A 14005-nucleotide genomic window follows, 5' to 3' on the forward strand; every position below is an offset into this window, starting at 1 on the left:
GCGTTCCGACGATAGCGGTGTGTCAGCCATATCTATGTTGGCTGATATACCGCCATCGCCAGCAGGCTGGCTCCCACACTGGATGGTGTGGGGCTTGAAATCCGGGCAATAAAAAACCCCGCCGGCTCATCGCCGGCGGGGTTTTTATGTACGGGGTAAGGCTGGCTTACATCATGCCGCCCATGCCGCCCATACCGCCCATGTCTGGCATGCCGCCGCCAGCTGGTGCGTCATCCTTGATCTCAGCGATCATGGCTTCGGTGGTGATCATCAGGCTGGCAATCGACGAAGCCGCTTGCAGAGCCGAACGAGTCACTTTAGCCGGGTCCAGGATGCCCATTTCGATCATGTCGCCGTATTCGCCGGTCGCAGCGTTGTAACCGTAGTTACCCGAACCCTGCTTGACCTTGTCGACTACTACGCTTGGCTCGTCGCCGGAGTTGGCAACGATCTGGCGTAGTGGCGCTTCAACAGCGCGACGCAGCAACTGGATGCCAACGTTCTGGTCATCGTTGTCGCCTTTCAGCTCGGAGATAGCCTGCAGAGCGCGAACCAGTGCCACGCCGCCGCCAGGTACCACGCCTTCTTCAACGGCTGCACGGGTAGCGTGCAGGGCGTCTTCAACGCGGGCTTTCTTCTCTTTCATTTCAACTTCGGAACCAGCGCCAACCTTGATCACTGCAACGCCGCCGGACAGTTTGGCCAGACGCTCTTGCAGTTTTTCACGGTCGTAGTCGGACGAAGTGTCAGCCACTTGCTGGCGGATCTGCAGAACGCGAGCCTGGATGTCAGCCTCAACGCCGGCACCGTCGATCACGGTGGTGTTTTCTTTGGACAGGATCACGCGCTTGGCATTACCCAGGTGTTCCAGGGTAGTGCTTTCCAGGCTCAGACCGATCTCTTCGGAGATAACGGTACCGCCAGTCAGAACAGCGATGTCCTGCAGCATGGCCTTGCGACGGTCGCCGAAGCCTGGAGCCTTGACGGCTGCGACTTTGACGATGCCACGCATGTTGTTCACAACCAGAGTCGCCAGGGCTTCGCCTTCAACGTCTTCGGCCACGATCAGCAGTGGACGGCCGGCTTTGGCAACGGCTTCCAGTACTGGCAGCATTTCGCGGATGTTCGAGATCTTTTTGTCGACCAGCAGGATCAGCGGACCGTCCAGCTCGGCAGTCATGGTCTCTGGCTTGTTGACGAAGTACGGGGACAGGTAGCCACGATCGAACTGCATGCCTTCAACAACCGACAGTTCGTTTTCCAGGCCCGAGCCTTCTTCAACGGTGATCACGCCTTCTTTACCGACTTTTTCCATGGCTTCGGCAATGATGTCGCCGATGGAGCTGTCGGAGTTGGCCGAGATGGTGCCGACCTGAGCGATGGCCTTGGTGTCAGCGCAAGGCTTGGACAGGGCTTTCAGCTCTTTGACGATAGCGATGGTCGCTTTGTCGATGCCGCGCTTCAGGTCCATCGGGTTCATGCCGGCAGCGACGGCTTTCAGGCCTTCGTTGACGATCGATTGAGCCAGAACGGTAGCGGTGGTGGTGCCGTCGCCTGCGTCATCGTTTGCACGGGAGGCAACGTCTTTGACCAGCTGCGCGCCCATGTTTTCGAAGCGATCTTTCAGCTCGATTTCTTTGGCAACGGACACGCCGTCCTTGGTGATGGTCGGAGCGCCGAAGCTCTTCTCGATGATCACGTTACGGCCTTTAGGGCCCAGGGTCGCTTTTACTGCGTCAGCCAGGACGTTGACACCGGCGAGCATTTTCTTACGGGCGGAATCGCCGAATTTAACTTCTTTAGCAGCCATGATCGATATTCCTTAAATACTTTGTAGTAGCGGGAAAATGAGCGGGGAATCAGCCTTCGATAACAGCGAGGATTTCGCTCTCGCCGATGACCAGCAGATCTTCGCCGTCAACTTTCACAGTGTTGCTGCCGGAGTAAGGGCCGAACACAACCTTGTCACCCACTTTCACAGCCAGCGCGCGCACTTCACCGCTATCCAGTGCTTTGCCCGGGCCTACAGCGAGGACTTCGCCCTGGTTTGGCTTTTCAGCAGCCGAACCTGGCAGGACGATACCGCCAGCGGTTTTCTTTTCTTCTTCGCTGCGACGGACGACGACGCGGTCATGCAAAGGACGAAGCTTCATTGTCGATCTCTCCCAATTGTGGTTTTCATCGGCCGGTGTGATCCCGGCGGGTTTAACAAATCCGGCGGTGCCGGGTGCGGTTCGTCAAGCGAACCGCGGAAGTCTGTCTGGCGTGATCGCCAGAAACCTTGCGGTGACCGTTACATAAGGGCGCATAAGCTTATTACAAGGGCGGGGATCGAAATTTTTTACGTCGATGCCCCGAAAACGAACACGGCACCCGAAGGTGCCGTGCAGCTGAAACGCTTTACTTGGAATCGCGATGTTCGAACTCGCCTTCAATCACATTCGGCTCGCGGCCAAGCGGCTGCTGCGGAGCAGGACCGCCCCGTGGTTGCAGATCGTCGGCGAATGCACGCTGACGGATCGCCGCCTCTTCGGCGCGCTGGCGCATTTTATTGGCCAGCAGTCGACGAGAGATCGGCAGCAACATGATCAGGCCCAGCACGTCGGTGACGAAGCCCGGCAGGATCAACAGACCGCCCGCCAGGGCCAGCATCAAACCTTCGAGCATGGTCTGGGCCGGCAGTTCGCCGCGGTTCAGGCTTTCACGAGCACGCAACGCGGTGGCCAGACCGGCGATACGCAGCACGAACACGCCGAGCATCGAGCCGAGAATGATCAGCAGCAGGGCCGGGAAAAACCCGATGGCCCCGCTGACCTTGACGAATACGAACAGCTCCAACACCGGAAACAGTACAAAGAGCAATAAAAAAGGGCGCATCAAATGGTTCCTCAACGCAAGAATGCCTTGCCAGTCTTCCCTAGATGACGTCGCCGTTTCGTGAATTCAAGCGTCGGCCACTTCATTTTTCGGCCAATGCTCGGCGTGAGCCAGGAAAACCAAGGCTTCGCGCACTTGTGTCGGCGTATTACAAGTTGCCTGGAACGGCAGCCAGTACAGGGCTTGACCGATGCGCAGGTGCATACCTTCGCTGTCGATACCCGCCAGTTGCGCCGGCTCGGTTTTCGGCAGCCCCGCCAGTTCGACGTAGTGGGCGATAGCTTTGGCGTGATCGGCATTCATGTGCTCGACCATGCTCAGTTCGGCTTTGCCGGCGAACGGGTTGGCCAGGGTCAACTGATCGACCCAGTGAATCGCGCCGAAACCGCCGATGTAGCGGTGACGCACGGGGTTGAGTACCCAGAAATCGAAATCGTGGGCCTTGTGGTAACTCTGCGAATCCGGGAAATAGCGGTAGTAACGCTCGGCTGCCGCTTCGATCGCGGCCTCGTCTTCGAGCTTTTCGGCTTCGGCCAGGTACGTCAGGCGACCAACGGCTTGTACGTCGTCGGCCTCACGCTCGCCTACAAAAAGCGAGCATTTCGGATCTTTCTGCAAGTTATGGGTGTGCTGGGCGATGCGGCTGATCAGGATCAGCGGCCGGCCCTGCTCGTCCAGGCAATACGGAACCACGGAGCCAAACGGGAAACCGGGCATCGACTTGGAGTGCGTCGACAGCACCCCACGGTATTCCTTGAGAAGCAATTCTCGGGCATTCTTGGCCGCTTCAACGCTCAATTTATGACTCCTTATATAGAATCCGTCGAAAAAACGGACAGGCGCCTGGGGATAAGTTCCAGGACGCCATCGGGGCAGTTCTCATGTGCAACCAGGCCACATCAGGTGCAGATCGAGAGGCCCTCTAGGAAGGAAACCACTCTGAACCTGCTATTGGGGCATGCGAATGCAACTCACTGACAAAGTAATCATTATCACGGGCGGTTGCCAGGGTTTAGGCCGTTCGATGGCCGAGTATTTCGCGGGTAAAGGCGCGAAGCTGGCGCTGGTGGACCTGAACCAGGAAAAGCTCGACGACACCGTCGCGGCGTGCAAAGCCAAGGGCGTCGAAGCTCGGGCTTACCTGTGCAACGTCGCCAATGAAGAGCAAGTGACGCACACGGTCGCTCAGGTGGCCGAAGATTTTGGCGCGATTCATGGCCTGATCAACAACGCCGGGATCCTGCGCGACGGCCTGCTGCTGAAGGTCAAGGATGGCGAAATGACCAAGATGAGCCTGGCTCAATGGCAGGCGGTCATCGACGTCAACCTGACCGGCGTATTCCTGTGCACCCGTGAAGTCGCGGCAAAAATGGTCGAGCTGAACAACAGCGGCGCGATCATCAATATCTCGTCGATTTCCCGTGCCGGCAACATCGGCCAGACCAACTACTCCGCCGCCAAGGCTGGCGTGGCCGCAGCGACCGTGACCTGGGCCAAGGAGCTGGCGCGTTATGGCATTCGTGTGGCGGGCATTGCACCGGGCTTTATCGAAACCGAGATGACGCTGGGCATGAAGCCTGAAGCGCTGGAGAAGATGACGGCCGGAATTCCGCTCAAGCGCATGGGCAAACCGGAAGAGATCGCCCATTCAGCGGCGTACATTTTCGAGAACGACTACTACACCGGCCGGATCCTGGAAATGGATGGCGGGTTGCGGATCTAAAGCCCCCATAGATCAATGTGGGAGCTAGCCTGCTAGCGATTGCGGTGGTTCAGCCAACATATTGTTGAATGTGAATCCGCTATCGCTAGCAGGCTAGCTCCCACAGTTGATTGAGTTTCAGGCCATCAATCGTCGCTGATCGTGATGTTCGGCATCGCCGGCGTTGCCGCTTCCTGCAATACAATCCGCGCGCCGACGTGGCGGGCGAGTTCCTGGTACACCAGCGCAATCGGGCTGTCCGGCTCGGCAATCACCGTCGGCTTGCCGCCATCGGCCTGCTCACGAATGGCCATTGCCAGCGGCAGCGACGCCAGCAATTCGACGCCATACTGATTGGCTAGCTTCACCCCGCCACCTTCACCGAACAGATGCTCGGCATGCCCGCAGTTGGAGCAGATGTGCACGGCCATGTTTTCCACCACGCCCAGCACCGGGATGTTGACCTTGCGGAACATCTCTACACCTTTGCGTGCGTCCAGCAGCGCCAGGTCTTGCGGAGTGGTGACAATCACCGCACCGGCCACCGGGACTTTCTGCGCCAGGGTCAGCTGGATGTCACCGGTGCCTGGCGGCATGTCGATGACCAGGTAATCCAGATCGCCCCAGGCGGTTTGCGTGACCAGTTGCAACAGCGCGCCGGAGACCATCGGCCCGCGCCAGACCATCGGCGTGTTGTCGTCGGTCAGGAAGGCCATGGACATCACTTCAACGCCATGGGATTCGATCGGCACGAACCACTTCTGGTCCTTGACCTTTGGTCGGGTGCCTTCAGGGATGCCAAACATGATGCCTTGGCTCGGACCGTAGATGTCCGCGTCGAGAATCCCGACCTTGGCGCCTTCACGGGCCAGGGCCAGTGCGAGGTTGGCAGCGGTGGTGGATTTGCCCACACCGCCCTTGCCGGACGCGACGGCCACCACGTTCTTGACGTTGGCCAGGCCCGGAATCTGCGCCTGAGCCTTGTGCGCGGCAATCACACTGGTGATGTCAACGCGAGCGCTCGTCACGCCGTCGAGGCCTTCGATCGCCATTTGCAGCATCTGCGACCAGCCACTTTTGAACAGACCGGCGGCATAACCCAGCTCCAGCTGCACGCTGACGCGATCGCCCTGGATGTCGATGCCGCGCACGCACCCGGCGCTGACCGGGTCCTGGTTCAGGTAAGGGTCGGTGTATTGGCGAAGGACGGCTTCCACCGCTGCGCGATTGACGACGCTCATGGGCAACTCCGATAGCAAGACTGGAAAATCAGGCGGGTATCCTAACCGTTCTGTGGCCTACTCGGCATGCCCGAAGATCATTAGCTGTGAACGCAATCCTGTGGCGAGGGGATTTATCCCCGTTGGGTGGCGAAGCCGCCCCCCTGCAATCTACCAGACAGACCGAGTTGTCTGGATTTACGACTGCTGCGCAGCCGAACGGGGATAAATCCCCTCGCCACAAAGTCCTTTTGCAACAATTAGCCCTCGGGTCGCGGGGGTGAAAAATATGCGCCGGCGCTTTATAGTGGCCGACCTCCGTTTCATCAAGTAGCCGAGCCCCATGTCCGAGCCACGCAAGATCCTCGTCACCAGCGCCCTGCCCTACGCCAATGGTTCGATCCATCTTGGCCACATGCTGGAATACATCCAGACCGATATGTGGGTGCGCTTCCAGAAGCACCGCGGCAACCAATGCATTTATGTCTGCGCCGACGACGCCCACGGTTCGGCCATCATGCTGCGCGCGGAAAAGGAAGGCATCCCCCCGGAACAACTGATCGCCAACGTCCAGGCTGAACACAGCGCCGACTTTGCCGAGTTCCTGGTGGACTTCGACAACTTCCACTCCACTCACGCCGAAGAAAACCGTGAGCTGTCGAGCCAGATCTACCTGAAACTGCGTGACGCCGGGCACATCGCCCAGCGCTCGATAACCCAGTATTTCGACCCGGAAAAGAAAATGTTCCTGGCCGACCGCTTCATCAAGGGCACCTGCCCGAAATGCGGCACTGAAGACCAGTACGGCGACAACTGCGAAAAATGCGGTGCAACCTACGCACCGACCGACCTGAAGGATCCGAAGTCGGCGATCTCTGGTGCTACTCCGGTGCTCAAGGATTCCCAGCACTTCTTCTTCAAGCTGCCGGACTTCCAGGACATGCTGCAAACCTGGACCCGCAGCGGCACGTTGCAAGACGCCGTCGCCAACAAGATCGCCGAATGGCTGGATGCCGGCCTGCAACAGTGGGACATTTCCCGCGATGCGCCGTACTTCGGTTTCGAGATTCCCGACGAGCCTGGCAAGTACTTCTACGTCTGGCTGGACGCGCCGATCGGCTACATGGCCAGCTTCAAGAACCTCTGCGACCGCACGCCGGAGCTGGATTTCGACGCGTTCTGGGGCAAGGATTCCACCGCCGAGCTGTACCACTTCATCGGCAAGGACATCGTCAACTTCCACGCCCTGTTCTGGCCAGCGATGCTCGAAGGTGCGGGTTTCCGCAAGCCGACCGGCATCAACGTGCACGGCTACCTGACTGTCAACGGTCAGAAAATGTCCAAGTCCCGTGGCACCTTCATCAAGGCCCGGACCTACCTGGACCACCTCTCGCCGGAGTACCTGCGTTACTACTACGCGGCCAAGCTGAGCCGTGGCGTCGATGACCTCGACCTGAACCTTGAAGACTTCGTGCAGAAGGTCAACTCCGACCTGGTCGGTAAAGTCGTCAACATCGCCAGCCGTTGCGCCGGTTTCATCCACAAAGGCAATGCCGGTGTACTGGTGGCCGGCAACGCCGCGCCGGAACTCACCGAGGCTTTCCTCGCCGCAGCGCCAAGCATCGCCGAGGCCTACGAGGCTCGCGACTTCGCCCGTGCCATGCGCGAGATCATGGGCCTGGCCGACCGCGCCAACGCCTGGATCGCCGACAAGGCGCCGTGGTCGCTGAACAAACAGGAAGGCAAGCAGGACGAAGTCCAGGCCATCTGCGCCCTGGGCGTGAACCTGTTCCGCCAGTTGGTGATCTTCCTCAAACCGGTGCTGCCGCTGCTGGCCGCCGACGCCGAGGCATTCCTCAACGTCGCGCCGCTGACCTGGGACGACCACGCCACCTTGCTCAGCAACCATCAGCTGAACGAGTTCAAGCCGTTGATGACTCGTATCGACCCGGTAAAAGTGCAAGCCATGAGCGACGCCTCGAAAGAAGACCTGACCGCCAGCGCAACCGACACCGGTGACGCTGCACCTGCCGGCAACGGCGAACTGGCCAAGGATCCGCTGTCGCCGGAAATCGAGTTCGACGCCTTTGCTGCGGTCGATCTGCGCGTGGCCTTGATCATCAAGGCCGAACACGTGGAAGGGGCTGACAAACTGCTGCGCCTGACCCTGGACATCGGTGACGAGCAACGCAACGTGTTCTCCGGGATCAAGAGCGCTTATCCGGATCCGTCCAAGCTCGATGGTCGCCTGACCATGATGATCGCCAACCTCAAGCCACGCAAAATGAAGTTCGGGATCTCCGAAGGCATGGTGATGGCCGCCGGTCCTGGCGGTGAAGAAATCTACCTGCTCAGCCCCGACAGCGGCGCCAAGCCGGGTCAGCGCATCAAGTAAGGTTCTGCGGTAAATCGATCCCACAGTCGTGCCTGGCGCGACTGTGGGATTTTCATATCTGGCCCCACCCTCCGTCCTTGCCGGATAATGCCTAAGCTTTTTAGACGGCTCAGTTAAAAAGCCCTATTTCTTCCGGCACGATCATGACCGAGATGCTACTTACGCTTATCAGCGCTGCCCTGATCAACAACCTCGTGTTGCACTGGCCGCTGGGCGTCGATCCGTTGCTGGGCAGCGAGCGCGATCAAGTGCATGCCTTGGGTATTGCGACGACGTGTCTGTTGCTGATTGTCGGCCTGTTGAGCTACTCGGCCTGGCACTGGCTGCTGGTGCCGCTGGAACTGACGTCGCTGCGTCTTTTCGTGTTCCTGCCCATGAGCGTTTTACTGATCGGCCCACTGTTGAAGCTGCTCTCTCGGTTATTGCCCAGGTTTGCATTCGATGGCCTCTGGCCGCTGCTGCTGGGCAACGCGGGTGTGCTGGGGCTGACATTGCTCAACGCCCAGGACGACAAAGGATTCTTCCACGCCACTGCCCTGTGCCTCGGTGCCGGGCTGGGGTTCTGGCTGGTGCTGAGCCTGTTCAGCGACCTGCGCCAACGCACCATCGAAAATGATATCCCCCTGCCCTTTCGTGGCCTGCCGATCGAGTTGATCGGCGCCGGACTGATCGCAGTGGCTTTTCTCGGATTCAGCGGGCTGATCAAAACATGAGTCTGATTCAACGCATCGACGCCCTCTTGCCGCAGACCCAATGCGGCAAGTGTGGCCACCCCGGATGCAAACCGTACGCCGAAGGCATCGCCAGCGGTGAGCCGATCAACAAATGCCCGCCCGGTGGAAGTGAAACCATCGCGGCGCTGGCTGACTTGCTGAAAGTACCGGTGCTGGAACTGGACGTCAGTCGCGGTTCGGCCCCGGCGCAGATCGCCTATATTCGTGAGGCGGAGTGTATTGGCTGCACCAAGTGCATCCAGGCGTGCCCGGTGGATGCGATCGTCGGCGCGGCGAAATTGATGCACACGGTGATCGTCGACGAATGCACCGGTTGCGACCTGTGTGTCGCGCCCTGCCCGGTGGACTGCATCGAGATGCGGCCACTGCCCTTGTCCACGGTGCTGCCGATTGTCGGTGGCCTGGCGTTCAGCCTTGAGGAACAACGGGCGCGCACCGCCAAACGCAATCATGCGCGGCGTCGCTTCGAACAGCGCAACGCCCGTTTGCGTCGTGAGGAAGAACAGAAACTCGCCGAACGTCAGGCCCGCGCCCAACGTGCTGTGCCGCACACCGACGTGATGACGCTCGACCCGGTACAGGCTGCACTTGAACGGGTGCGCACACAGAAAGCGGCCAACGCCGATGCGGCGTTGAAAAAAGCCAAGATCGATGTGGCGATGAGTCGTGCGCAACTGAACAAGTCGCTCAAGGCCTTCGGGCATCCGCCAACCTTTGAGCAGCAGTCGCAATTGATCGTGCTGCAACAGCAGTTCGAAGTGGCGGAGCAAGCCTTGGCGAAGCTGGAAAGCAGCGCGCCGCCGACCCCGGTGCCGGTCGCGCCAGCGAAGGATGCCGAACTGAAACGGGCGAAGATCCAGCTGGCCATGCGTCGCGCAGAGCTCAACAAAGCGCGAACCCTCGAAGCGGCGGCCGAACAGATCGAAGCGCTGGAGCTCGCGGTGAAGGATGCCGAACGCCAGGTGGATGCCCATGTTGCCCCTTGAGCCGGTGGATGAACGTCTTCAGCAGGCCATGAAGCTGGTGTTGCTGGCGACTGTACCGGGCATGCTGGTGTTGTTCTGGTTGTATGGCTGGGGCGTTTTGATCAACCTGATTCTGGCGGCCGTTAGCGCATTGGCCGTTGAAGCCGCGGTGTTGCAACTGCGCAAGCGATCCATCAAGCCGACCTTGAGCGACGGCAGCGCTCTGGTCAGCGCGACGTTGCTGGCACTGGCCTTGCCGCCTTATTGCCCGTGGTGGTTGACAGTCAGTGCGGCGGCGTTCGCGCTGCTCGGTAAACAGCTTTATGGCGGCGTCGGCAAGAATCCGTTCAACCCGGCGATGCTCGGTTTTGCCCTGGTGCTGGTGGCCTTTCCCCAGCAGATGACCCTATGGCCGGCGTCGCACGGCATGAATCTGCTGGCTGGGTTTCAACAGGTCTTTGGCTTCGGTCAGATGCCAGATGCCTGGGTCCAGGCCACGGCACTGGACAGCCTGCGGATCAACAAAAGCCTGACCATGGACGAACTCTTCGCGGGCAACCCGGCGTTCGGCCATTTCGGCGGACGCGGCGTGGAATGGGTCAACCTGGCCTTTCTCGCCGGCGGCGCGTTTCTGCTGCAACGGCGAGTGTTCACCTGGCATGCCCCGGTCGGCATGCTCGCCAGCCTGTTCGTTATCAGCTTGCTGTGCTGGAACGGTTCGGGCTCCGACTCCCATGGCTCGCCGCTGTTTCATCTGCTTACTGGCGCAACCATGCTGGGGGCATTCTTTATTGCCACCGAGCCGGTGTCCGGCGCGAAAAGCCCCGGTGCCCGACTGCTGTTCGGCGCTGGCGTGGGATTACTGACCTACCTGATTCGAACCTGGGGCGGATACCCGGACGGCGTGGCGTTTGCCGTGCTACTGATGAACCTTAGTGTCCCGGCACTGGAGCGGCTTGCCGCGTCCAGGCAGGAGCAGGTTGCCCCATGAACCGAGCGACGAGTGTTGTGATTCTGGTGCTTCTGGCCGGGCTGGGAATTGGTGCGACGTACTTTGTGCAACACGCCAGCGAACCGCGCATCAACGCGCAACAGCGCTTGATCGACAGTCATAACTTGCTGGACCTGCTACCGCCAGACAGCTACGACAATCAACCGCTGGACCAGCCCCTCGCCCTCGATAACATCCGCCTGGCTAACAGCATGCTGCTGGGCGGCTATCTGGCGACCAGGACCGGCCAACCTCGCGCAGTGTTGCTGCGCAGCCAGACGCTGGGCTACGAGGGCTCCATCGAGTTGATGATCGCCATCGACGCAAACGGCAAGTTGCTGGGGGTCAAAACCCTCAAGCAATCGGAAACCCCTGCACTGGGCGCAAAGATCGCAGAATGGCCCAACGCCTGGCTTCAGACATTTACCGGCAAGTCTCGAAACGACCCGGGCGACACGGGCTGGGCCTTGAAAAAAGATCAGGGGCAATTCGATCAGATAGCGGGCGCGACCATTACTTCACGAGCAGTGATCAGCGCCGTCCATGACGCGTTGCGCTACTTCGATGAACACCCGCAGCAACTGATCGGGAGCAGCACTCATGAATAAGCCATCGACACTGCGCAACTCACTGATGCTTGCACCCCTGATCGGCGCAACGGACGCTTGGGTGACGGCCCTGGGTTTGTGGCTGATGTTCTTCGTGGTGATCAATGCTTATGACGTCATCATGGCTGCCCTGCGGCCACGGCTGATTCCGCCCACCCGTTTGCTTGCCAGCATCCTGCTGGCTGCCACATTGACCAGTTGCGCGGAACTTGCCGCGCAAGTCTTGTCTCTTCAATCGCATCAGCACGCGGGGATCTATGCAGGATTGATCGCCGTGCAATGCGTGGTGCTGGAACACAACGGGTTTTTCCAGGAATCACGACTCGATCGCCTGCGCTTGTGTGGCCTGTTTGGCGCGCTGATGGTGGGCCTTGGCCTGCTGCGCGAGCTTATCGGCGACGGCGGCCTGCACCTGGCCACGATGGTCCCGGGTGGATTTATTCTCCTGGGACTGCTGATCGCCGCCTGGCAAGCCTGGCATCGCCCGACCCCCTCACACTGACCGATTTCGAGGAAACGCACTGCCCATGAATGCCGCAAAACGTCTGGAAATTTTCCGCAGGTTTCACGAAGACAACCCGGAACCGAAGACCGAACTGGCCTATTCCTCGCCGTTCGAATTGCTGATTGCCGTCATTCTCTCCGCTCAATCGACCGATGTCGGCGTGAACAAGGCCACCGCCAAACTCTATCCGGTGGCCAATACGCCGGCGGCGATTTACGCCTTAGGCGTCGAAGGGCTGTCGGAATACATCAAGACCATCGGCCTGTTCAACAGCAAAGCGAAAAACGTGATCGAAACCTGTCGTTTGCTGGTGGAGCGCCATGGCGGCGAAGTACCGCAAACCCGAGAAGAACTGGAAGCGCTGCCCGGCGTCGGCCGCAAGACCGCCAACGTGGTGCTTAATACCGCTTTTCGCCAACTGACCATGGCCGTGGACACCCACATTTTCCGGGTCAGCAACCGCACGGGCATCGCTCCGGGCAAGAACGTGGTCGAAGTGGAGATGAAGCTGATGAAGTTTGTCCCCAGGCAATACCTGCTCGATTCACACCACTGGCTGATCCTGCATGGACGCTACGTTTGCCTGGCCCGCAAGCCTCGTTGCGGGAGCTGCCGGATCGAAGACTTGTGCGAATACAAGCAAAAGACCTCGGACGATTGAGGCGCTATTAGATTTATTGATCCATCGATTGAAAAAATCTTTTTTACCCGCCGGAAGATTGTCGATATAAGGAGCGCCAAAGGCAGTCTTAGCCTGGAGTTAACCTTATGAGCACTGGCAAAGAGCAACTGGACGTAGAAGAAGACTTCACACCCGTTGAGGCCGATGACGCTGAACCGGTAGTTGAAGTGGCGAAGACCAACCTGAGCAAGCGCCGTACCATCGACAATCTGCTGGAGGAGCGCCGACTGCAAAAGCAATTGGCCGATTACGATTTTGACCTGTGACACCTGAAAGCCTCCCGAAACGGAGGCTTTCTACCCAGTGCCAATCCGGGGCGAACGTCTTTTCATCGAACTTCGTCAAACCCCACCGCACTCATACCAGTCCATTGCGTTGAGCCAGCTCGATCAGATCAACCAAGGAGCGAGCATTGAGTTTCAACAACAGGCGGGTCTTGTAAGTACTGACGGTTTTATTGCTGAGGAACATGCCATCGGCAATCTCCTTGTTTGTCTTTCCTCGAGCCAACTGTTGCAGCACCATCATTTCACGACCGGACAGACGATCCACCATATCGGCTTCACTGGCATTCCCAAGACTTGAGCGTACGGTATGCAACGCTTGATTCGGGAAGTAACTGTAGCCCGAGAGCACGGCTTTTATCGCACTGAGTAATTCAGTGAGATCCTGTTGTTTGCACACATATCCGGCAGCACCCGACTGCATGCAACGCATTGAAAAATGTCCAGGCGCCTGAGAGGTCAATATCAGCACTTTAAGCGGCATCGCCGTCGATGTCAGGCGAGCAATGACTTCCAGTCCATCCAGCTTCGGTATTCCAATATCCAGAATGACAATATCAGGCATAAGTTCGCGCGCAAGTTGTAACGCATCCACGCCGTTATCTGTTTCTGCTATGACTTCGTAGCCATGACGCTCCATCAGCATACGTACCGCAAGACGAATGACGGGGTGATCATCCACGATCAGCACTTTATTCATGGGCAAGTCCAATTTCGCTGTTCGAATTTTTAGAGCCCGCACAATAGCCTAGTCGTTTCACCCGTGGCATGCCGCCCCCCTCGGCCACCTGCACCGAGAGACATTCCCTACAAACAAAAAGGATATGTCTTACAAAAATCGCACGAATACTGTGTGTCTTAAATTTTACCGCACGGTCAGCGCCGCGCCTTTTTACAATATTTTTGTATCGACTTGCATCAAGGATCAAAGAAACATGATTCTCGTCCGAGCGATCCGACAAGCGCTGACGATTGAGCTACGCTTGAAAAGTAAGCAATCTTGTCACATCAACACTCACACCAGACAATTACCTCTCGTTCT

General features: G+C 58.8%; 14 protein-coding genes and 1 pseudogene. 9 read left to right on the plus strand and 6 right to left on the minus strand.

Annotated features, from left to right (window positions below; genetic code table 11):
* Positions 1 to 166 precede the first annotated feature (166 nt).
* From groL to ACRC4F_RS29275, 4 genes are all read right to left on the minus strand, one after another.
* Positions 167 to 1810 carry a chaperonin GroEL gene (gene groL, locus ACRC4F_RS29260; RefSeq protein ID WP_074874047.1) on the minus strand — a complete coding sequence of 548 codons (1644 nt, stop codon included), beginning with the start codon at positions 1808 to 1810 and terminating at the stop codon, positions 167 to 169.
* A 49-nt stretch (positions 1811 to 1859) separates the two neighbouring features.
* Positions 1860 to 2153: a co-chaperone GroES gene (locus tag ACRC4F_RS29265; RefSeq protein WP_030128183.1), complete on the minus strand. Its 294-nt coding sequence runs from the start codon at positions 2151 to 2153 to the stop codon at positions 1860 to 1862.
* A 247-nt stretch (positions 2154 to 2400) separates the two neighbouring features.
* Positions 2401 to 2877, minus strand: a complete 477-nt coding sequence (locus tag ACRC4F_RS29270) for an FxsA family protein (protein ID WP_010457646.1) — start codon at positions 2875 to 2877, stop codon at positions 2401 to 2403.
* Between the two features lie 66 nt (positions 2878 to 2943).
* Positions 2944 to 3675, minus strand: coding sequence for a HugZ family protein (locus ACRC4F_RS29275; RefSeq protein ID WP_438662429.1), 732 nt, complete (start codon positions 3673 to 3675; stop codon positions 2944 to 2946).
* 166 nt (positions 3676 to 3841) lie between these two features.
* On the opposite strand from ACRC4F_RS29275, the gene ACRC4F_RS29280 reads away from it, so the two are divergent.
* On the plus strand, positions 3842 to 4600 hold the full coding sequence (locus tag ACRC4F_RS29280) for an SDR family oxidoreductase (protein ID WP_438662430.1): 759 nt from the start codon (positions 3842 to 3844) through the stop codon (positions 4598 to 4600).
* Positions 4601 to 4725: 125 nt separating this feature from the next.
* Here the strand turns inward: ACRC4F_RS29280 and apbC are convergent, their stop codons facing one another.
* Positions 4726 to 5820, minus strand: a complete 1095-nt coding sequence (apbC, locus tag ACRC4F_RS29285; RefSeq protein WP_438662431.1) for an iron-sulfur cluster carrier protein ApbC — start codon at positions 5818 to 5820, stop codon at positions 4726 to 4728.
* Between the two features lie 322 nt (positions 5821 to 6142).
* On the opposite strand from apbC, the gene metG reads away from it, so the two are divergent.
* The 8 genes and pseudogenes from metG to ACRC4F_RS29325 all read left to right on the plus strand — a co-directional run bounded on the left by metG (position 6143) and on the right by ACRC4F_RS29325 (position 12945).
* Positions 6143 to 8194, plus strand: a complete 2052-nt coding sequence (gene metG, locus ACRC4F_RS29290) for a methionine--tRNA ligase (protein WP_438662432.1) — start codon at positions 6143 to 6145, stop codon at positions 8192 to 8194.
* A 143-nt stretch (positions 8195 to 8337) separates the two neighbouring features.
* The gene (locus ACRC4F_RS29295) at positions 8338 to 8907 is read left to right on the plus strand and encodes an Rnf-Nqr domain containing protein (RefSeq protein WP_438662433.1); all 570 of its coding nucleotides are present in this window, start codon (positions 8338 to 8340) and stop codon (positions 8905 to 8907) included.
* Positions 8908 to 8924: 17 nt separating this feature from the next.
* A pseudogene (gene rsxB / locus ACRC4F_RS29300) lies at positions 8925 to 9299 on the plus strand (electron transport complex subunit RsxB); the annotation flags it as partial.
* A 601-nt stretch (positions 9300 to 9900) separates the two neighbouring features.
* Positions 9901 to 10884: an RnfABCDGE type electron transport complex subunit D gene (locus ACRC4F_RS29305; protein WP_438662434.1), complete on the plus strand. Its 984-nt coding sequence runs from the start codon at positions 9901 to 9903 to the stop codon at positions 10882 to 10884.
* A complete protein-coding gene (locus ACRC4F_RS29310) occupies positions 10881 to 11492 on the plus strand; it encodes an RnfABCDGE type electron transport complex subunit G (protein ID WP_438662435.1) in 612 nt (203 codons plus the stop codon). Before ACRC4F_RS29305 ends, ACRC4F_RS29310 begins: the two co-directional genes overlap by 4 nt.
* The gene (locus ACRC4F_RS29315) at positions 11485 to 11994 is read left to right on the plus strand and encodes an Rnf-Nqr domain containing protein (RefSeq protein ID WP_438662436.1); all 510 of its coding nucleotides are present in this window, start codon (positions 11485 to 11487) and stop codon (positions 11992 to 11994) included. The genes ACRC4F_RS29310 and ACRC4F_RS29315 overlap by 8 nt, the downstream gene beginning before the upstream one ends.
* Positions 11995 to 12019: 25 nt before the next feature.
* Complete coding sequence (gene nth / locus ACRC4F_RS29320; protein ID WP_438662437.1) at positions 12020 to 12658, plus strand: endonuclease III; 639 nt, start codon at positions 12020 to 12022, stop codon at positions 12656 to 12658.
* 107 nt (positions 12659 to 12765) lie between these two features.
* Entirely contained in the window at positions 12766 to 12945 is a 180-nt protein-coding gene (locus ACRC4F_RS29325; RefSeq protein WP_084322711.1) for a PA3496 family putative envelope integrity protein, read from the plus strand.
* A 91-nt stretch (positions 12946 to 13036) separates the two neighbouring features.
* On the opposite strand, the gene ACRC4F_RS29330 is transcribed toward ACRC4F_RS29325, so the two are convergent.
* Positions 13037 to 13663 carry a response regulator transcription factor gene (locus ACRC4F_RS29330; RefSeq protein ID WP_007943575.1) on the minus strand — a complete coding sequence of 209 codons (627 nt, stop codon included), beginning with the start codon at positions 13661 to 13663 and terminating at the stop codon, positions 13037 to 13039.
* Positions 13664 to 14005 lie beyond the last annotated feature (342 nt).

This window comes from Pseudomonas sp. (assembly GCF_051660785.1).
In the GTDB taxonomy this organism is placed as follows: Bacteria; Pseudomonadota; Gammaproteobacteria; order Pseudomonadales; family Pseudomonadaceae; genus Aquipseudomonas.

What these genes read in the sequence shown, in the direction of transcription:
- ACRC4F_RS29265 (WP_030128183.1), bottom strand. Translation starts at nt 2,153, where the DNA reads ATGAAGCTTCGTCCTTTGCATGACCGCGTCGTCGTCCGTCGCAGCGAA.
- apbC (WP_438662431.1), bottom strand. Translation starts at nt 5,820, where the DNA reads ATGAGCGTCGTCAATCGCGCAGCGGTGGAAGCCGTCCTTCGCCAATAC.
- nth (WP_438662437.1), top strand. Translation starts at nt 12,020, where the DNA reads ATGAATGCCGCAAAACGTCTGGAAATTTTCCGCAGGTTTCACGAAGAC.
- metG (WP_438662432.1), top strand. Translation starts at nt 6,143, where the DNA reads ATGTCCGAGCCACGCAAGATCCTCGTCACCAGCGCCCTGCCCTACGCC.
- ACRC4F_RS29295 (WP_438662433.1), top strand. Translation starts at nt 8,338, where the DNA reads ATGACCGAGATGCTACTTACGCTTATCAGCGCTGCCCTGATCAACAAC.
- ACRC4F_RS29310 (WP_438662435.1), top strand. Translation starts at nt 10,881, where the DNA reads ATGAACCGAGCGACGAGTGTTGTGATTCTGGTGCTTCTGGCCGGGCTG.
- ACRC4F_RS29315 (WP_438662436.1), top strand. Translation starts at nt 11,485, where the DNA reads ATGAATAAGCCATCGACACTGCGCAACTCACTGATGCTTGCACCCCTG.
- ACRC4F_RS29325 (WP_084322711.1), top strand. Translation starts at nt 12,766, where the DNA reads ATGAGCACTGGCAAAGAGCAACTGGACGTAGAAGAAGACTTCACACCC.
- ACRC4F_RS29305 (WP_438662434.1), top strand. Translation starts at nt 9,901, where the DNA reads ATGTTGCCCCTTGAGCCGGTGGATGAACGTCTTCAGCAGGCCATGAAG.
- ACRC4F_RS29330 (WP_007943575.1), bottom strand. Translation starts at nt 13,663, where the DNA reads ATGAATAAAGTGCTGATCGTGGATGATCACCCCGTCATTCGTCTTGCG.
- groL (WP_074874047.1), bottom strand. Translation starts at nt 1,810, where the DNA reads ATGGCTGCTAAAGAAGTTAAATTCGGCGATTCCGCCCGTAAGAAAATG.
- ACRC4F_RS29280 (WP_438662430.1), top strand. Translation starts at nt 3,842, where the DNA reads ATGCAACTCACTGACAAAGTAATCATTATCACGGGCGGTTGCCAGGGT.
- ACRC4F_RS29270 (WP_010457646.1), bottom strand. Translation starts at nt 2,877, where the DNA reads ATGCGCCCTTTTTTATTGCTCTTTGTACTGTTTCCGGTGTTGGAGCTG.